We start from the raw sequence: 5,851 nt of genomic DNA on the forward strand, positions 1-5,851 counted from the left end.
CTCCCCTGCCGGGGCGAGGGAAATCTCCTTATTTCCGCCGCTTCAGCATGCGCTTCAGCTCGCCCAGCCGGGCCGCGCCGGTGAGCTGGCAGGCGAGGCCGTAGACCAGGGCGCCCAGCAGCACCAGCACGGCGAGGCCGGCGGCGCGCAGGGCGGGGGGCTGGCCCAGCGTTGCGTCGTATAGCCACAGGCCGGGCAGCAATGCCGCCGCCATGACCAGACTGGCCGCCAGGATCCGCCAGGAGCGGCGGCGCAGGCGCTGGTCGGTCGTGAACATGCCGCGCCGGTGCAGGATCAGCCCCAGCAGCCCGGCATTCACCCAGGAGGCGACGGCGGTGGCCAGCGCCAGCCCGACATGGGCGATGACCTGCATCAGCGTGACCCCGATCACCAGATTCACCAGCATCGCGCCGACCGCCACCTTCACCGGCGTCGCCGTATCCTCGCGGGCGTAGAAGCCGGGGGCCAGCACCTTCACCAGCACATAGGCGGGCAGGCCGATGGCATAGGCCGCCAGCGCCAGCCCGGTCGCCCGTGCGTCTTGTGGCGTAAAGGCCCCGCGCTGGAACAGCACCTCGATGATCGGCACGGCCAACACCACCAGCCCGGCGGTCGCCGGCAGGGTCAGCAGCAGCGCCACCTCCAGCCCGCGATTCTGGCTGTCCGAGGCGCCCGCCGCGTCGCCGGTCTTCACCTGGCGCGACAGCAGCGGCAGCAGCGCCGTGCCGATGGCGATGCCGACCACGCCCAGCGGCAGCTGGTTCACCCGGTCGGCGTAGTAAAGATAGGAGATCGCGCCGGTCGGCAGCAGCGACGCCAGCAGCACGTCGACCATGAGATTGATCTGCATGACGCCGGCCCCCACGGCGGCCGGCAGGATCAGGCGGAACAGCTTGCGGATGTCCGGCGTCAGCCGCGGGCGCACCGGGCGCAGGCTCATGCCGGCCTGGTGGCAGGCGATCAGCAGCCAGGCGAATTGCACGATGCCGGCCACCACCACGCCCCAGGCCAGCGCGTGGCCCGGCGTCTCGGCATAGGGCACGCCGGCGAACAGCGCCAGGATCAGGCACAGATTCAGCATGATCGGCGCGGCCGCCATGGCGGCGAAACGGTCCATCGCGTTCAGCATGCCGCCCATGAGGGCGACGAAGGAGATCAGCGGCAGATAGGGGAAGGTGATGCGCGTCAGCTCCACCGCCAGGGCGAATTGCGCCGGATCGTCGGCGAAGCCGGGGGCGATGACATGCATCGCCCAGGGCATGATCAACTCCATCACCAGCAGGAAGCCCAGCATGATCGCCGCCATCACCGCCAGCGTGCGGTTGGCGAATTCCAGCGCCTCCTGCCGGCCCTGCGTCGCCAGCGTGCCGGAGAACATCGGGATGAAGGCGACCGAGAACGCGCCCTCGCCGCTCAGCCGGCGGAAGAAGTTCGGGAATTTGAAGGCGACGAAGAAGGCGTCGGCCACCGGCCCCGCGCCCAGATAGGCGGCGACGAGAATGTCCCGGGCGAAGCCGGCCAGCCGGCTCAGCATCGTATAGCCGCCGACGGTGGCGATATGGCGCAGCATCATGGCGGCGATTGTCTACCCGATGCGGGAGGGAAGGGCGATCCTATTCGGCGGCGCGGGCGGTGGGCTTGCGGCGTTTCTCCATGCTCTGCGCCGATCCCGGCTCGGCCAGGGCTCTCAGCAGGCTATCGCGGATGCCGGCCAGCTTCTGCGCATGCTCCACCTTCAGCCCGAACACGTCCTTCACATAGAACACGTCGATGGCCATCTCGCCATAGGTCGAGATCTTGGCGCTGGAGATTTGCAGCGACAGCTGGGTCAGCGCCCGGGTGACGTCGTACAGCAGGCCCGGCCGGTCGCGGCCGTTCAACTCGATCACCGTATGGGTGGCGCTGGCCTTGTTGTCGATCAGCACGCGCGGCGGCACCTTGAAGACGCGGGTTCGGCTGGGCACCGAGGCGACGCGCTTCAGCAATTCCTGCTTCGGCCGCAATTCGCCGGACATCGCCTTGTGGATCGCCGCCGACAGCTTGGCCAGCTTGGTCGGCTGGTCGAACGGGCCGTCGGTCGCGTCCTGCACCCAGAACACGTCCAGCGCCATGCCGTTCGCCATGGTGAAGATGCGGGCATCGACGATGCTGGCCCCGCCCACCGCCATGGCCCCGGCCAGGCGGCTGAACAGGCCGGGATGGTCGGGCGTGCAGATCGTCACCTCGGTCACGCCGCGATGCGCGTCGATGCGGGTGTCGATCAGCAGCGGCGCTTCCATCAGCGCGGCCTCGCGCATCAGCCGGGCATGGCGGGCGTGGCTGTCGGCATCGAACCCCAGCCAATAGGCTGTCGGCCCCAGCGCCAGATGGGCGTCGATGGCGGGCGGCTCCCAATCCGTCAGGGCGGCGCGGAGCGCGCTCTTGGCGGCTTCGGCGCGGGCGTTATTCTGCTGCCCGCTGGCCAGGGCCGCCTGCGACACCTCGCCCGACAGCACCTCATCGGCGCGGTAATACAGATCGCGCAGCAGGGCCGCCTTCCAATTGTTCCAGATTGCCGGGTTGGTCGCCCGCACATCGGCAACGGTCAGCACCAGCAGCAGGCGCAGCCGCTCCGGCGATTTGATGATCTCGCAGAAATCCTGGATCGTCTTCGGATCGCCAATGTCGCGCTTGAAGGCGAAGGCGGTGAACCAGAGATGGTTGCGCACCAGCCAGGCGACGGTCTCGGTCTCCTCGTCGCTCAGGCCGAAGCGCGGGCCCAGGCGCATCGCCACCTTCTCGCCCAGCGTGGAATGGTTGCCGCCGCGCCCCTTGGCGATGTCGTGCAGGAACAGCCCGACGAACAGCGCCCGGCGCGACAGCACCTTGTGGACGATCTCGCTGGCGACCGGCGCGATCTCGGCCAACTGCCCGGCCTCGATCTGGTGCAGGATGCCCATCGCCCGGATCGTATGCTCGTCGGTGGTGTAGACATGATACATGTCGAACTGCATCTGGGCGACGACGCGGCCGAAATCCGGGACGAAACGGCCCAGCACGCCGGCCTCGTTCATCAGCCGCAGCGCGCGTTCAGGCCCCTTGGGCGAACTGAGGATTTCCAGGAACAGCCGGTTCGCCTCGGCATCGGCGCGCAGCGAGGCATCGACGCGCCTCAAATTCTGCGCGATCAGCAGCAGCGCGTCGGGATGCACGTCGAGATCATGCGCCTGGGCGCTGTGGAACAGCCGGATGAAATTTACCGGGTCGGTGGCGAAGATATCCGGGCGCGGCACCGACAGGCGCTCCCCATCCAGCACGAAACCGTCATAGTTACGCTTACGGAACGGCATCGCGGGCAGGCGCAGCCGGGGACGGCGCTGGATTTTCGCCTCGATGGCGGCGCAGACGATGCGCGTCAGGTTTCCGACCTCCTTGGCGATCACGAAATAATGCTTCATGAAGCGCTCGACCGCGATGGTGCCGGCATGGTCGGTATAGCCCAGGCGGCGCGCCATCTCGGTCTGCACATCGAAGGTGATGCGCTCCTCCGCCCGGCCGGTCAGGTAGTGCAGGTGGCAGCGCAGCGTCCACAGAAAGTCCTGCGATTTGACGAAAGAGCGTTTCTCGGCCGACGTCATCACGCCGTCGCGCACCAGCTGGTCGATACTGTCCGCGCCATAGACGTATTTCGCGATCCAGAACAGCGTGTGCAGGTCGCGCAGGCCACCCTTGCCCTCCTTGATGTTCGGCTCCAGCACATAGCGCGAGCCGCCCATCTTGTCGTGCCGGGTGGATCTTTCCGTCAGTTTCGCCTCGACGAAATCCAGTGCCGTGCCCTGCACCACCTCGGCCTCGAAACGCTGTTCCAGCTCGTCATACAGCGCCTCGCTGCCCCAGATCGGGCGCGATTCCAGCATCGCCGTGCGGATCGTCACATCGCCGCGCGCCTGGCGCAGACACTCATCGATGGAGCGGGTGGAATGGCCGACCTTCAAGCCCAGGTCCCACAGCATGTAGAGCAGATATTCCACTACCTGCTCGCCGCGCGGGGTCTGCTTGTAGGGCAGCAGGAACAACAGATCGACATCGGAAAAGGGGGCCAGCTCGCCCCGGCCATAGCCGCCGACGGCGACCACCGCGATCTGCTCGCCCAGGGTAGGATTGCCGGCCGGGAAGACCCGCTCGGTGGTGAAGTCGGCCAGCACGCGGATCAGCTCGTCCATCACGAAGGCCAGGCTGCGCACCGTTTTCTCGCCAATGCGTTCGCCCGGCTTTTGCGCCATGAAGCGACGCTCGACCTCCTCGCGGCCATTGGCCAGCGCGTCGCGCAGCCGCGCCAGTACGCCGTTGCGCAGCTCGGTCTGGCTCAGATCCTGGCGTTCCGCCAGCCGCGCGATATCGCCCGCCAGCCGGGCGCTATCGAACAGGGCGGCGCGGTCGGCCAGCCCACTGCCGGCGCCGCGGCGGCGCGGCGCGGGCGTCGGGGCGGGCTTACCGGGAACGGCCTTGGCGAGAATCGATGACAGCATGCGGCGCTTCGCCCTTTCTCCGTGGCTTGGGCTACGGCTATAAGGATAGGCGACACGTTAAGCGATTTAAGGGCGTATCACCACGGCCCATCGCTTTATTCTCCTACGCGGGTTGTTCTCGTGACCGGGCATCCATCCAGCAGCGACATTCTAATCGTCGGCGGCGGCGTGATCGGCAGCGCCATCGCTTATTTCCTCGCCGCCTCCGGCCAGGCGGGCAAAATCACCGTGGTAGAACGCGATCCGACCTATGCCCGCGCCTCCACGCCGCTTTCGGCCGGCGGCATCCGCCAACAATTCTCCACGCCGGAAAATATCGAGATCGGCAAATTCGGGGCCGACTTCCTGAAGCGCGTGCCCGACCTGCTCGAAGTCGAGGGCGAGCGGCCGGACATTCATTTCGTCGAGGGCGGCTATCTGTTCCTGGCCAGCGAGGCGGGTCAGGGCATCTTGCGCCAGAATCACGCTACCCAGGCGGCGCACGGCGTCGATACCGCGCTGCTGGAGCCGGAAGCCCTTGCCGCGCGCTTTCCCTGGCTGAGCACGGACGGCATCGCGCTGGGCTGCCTGGGCCTGCGCAATGAGGGCTGGTTCGATCCCTTCACTCTGCTGCAAGCCTTCAAGCGCAAGGCGCGGTCGCTGGGCGTGACCTATCTGCAGGACGAGGTGGTCGGCATCGCCCGCGATGGGGCCAGAATCCAGGCGGCGATCCTGAAGATCGGCGGGGCCATCGGCTGCGGCACGCTGGTGAACGCCGCCGGCGCGCAGGGCGGCAGGCTGGCGGCGCTGGCCGGGGCGTTGCTGCCGGTCGCGCCGAAGAAACGCTTCGTCTATGTGTTCGACTGCCGCACGCCGATCGCCCCACTGGCCCCGCTGACCATCGACCCGTCGGGCGTCTATTTCCGGCCCGAGGGCAAGGGCTTCATCGGCGGCGTCTCCCCGCCGGAGGATCAGGATCCGGATTCCGACGATCTGGACGTCGAATACGGCCTGTTCGAGGAGATCGTCTGGCCGGCCCTGGCGGCCCGCGTGCCGGCCTTCGAGGCGATCAAGCTGACCGGAGCCTGGGCCGGTCATTACGATTACAATACGATCGATCAGAACGGCATTGTCGGCCGGCATCCGGAGATAACCAACCTGGTCTTCGCCAACGGTTTCTCCGGCCATGGGTTGCAGCAGAGCCCAGCGGTCGGCCGCGCCATCGCCGAGCTGCTGCTCGACGGGCGCTTCACCACCATCGACCTTACCCGCTTCGGCTTCGAACGCTTCGCCCGGAACGAACCGATCCTGGAGCTGAACGTGGTGTGACGGGGCGGTGCCGGGTCTCCCCTCACCCAGCTCCG

General features: G+C 67.5%; 3 protein-coding genes. 1 reads left to right on the plus strand and 2 read right to left on the minus strand.

The features are described 5' to 3' along the window. Positions 1-28 precede the first annotated feature (28 nt). Both murJ and AUP43_RS05930 read right to left on the minus strand, forming a co-directional pair. A complete protein-coding gene (murJ, locus tag AUP43_RS05925) occupies positions 29-1,570 on the minus strand; it encodes a murein biosynthesis integral membrane protein MurJ (protein ID WP_198154835.1) in 1,542 nt (513 codons plus the stop codon). A 43-nt stretch (positions 1,571-1,613) separates the two neighbouring features. Further along, the gene (locus AUP43_RS05930) at positions 1,614-4,508 is read right to left on the minus strand and encodes a [protein-PII] uridylyltransferase (RefSeq protein ID WP_067553761.1); all 2,895 of its coding nucleotides are present in this window, start codon (positions 4,506-4,508) and stop codon (positions 1,614-1,616) included. A 120-nt stretch (positions 4,509-4,628) separates the two neighbouring features. Here AUP43_RS05930 and AUP43_RS05935 point away from each other — a divergent pair, with 120 nt between their 5' ends. Further along, entirely contained in the window at positions 4,629-5,816 is a 1,188-nt protein-coding gene (locus tag AUP43_RS05935; protein ID WP_067553763.1) for an NAD(P)/FAD-dependent oxidoreductase, read from the plus strand. Positions 5,817-5,851: the final 35 nt, after the last annotated feature.

This window comes from Oceanibaculum pacificum, assembly GCF_001618175.1.
GTDB lineage: Bacteria > Pseudomonadota > Alphaproteobacteria > Oceanibaculales > Oceanibaculaceae > Oceanibaculum > Oceanibaculum pacificum.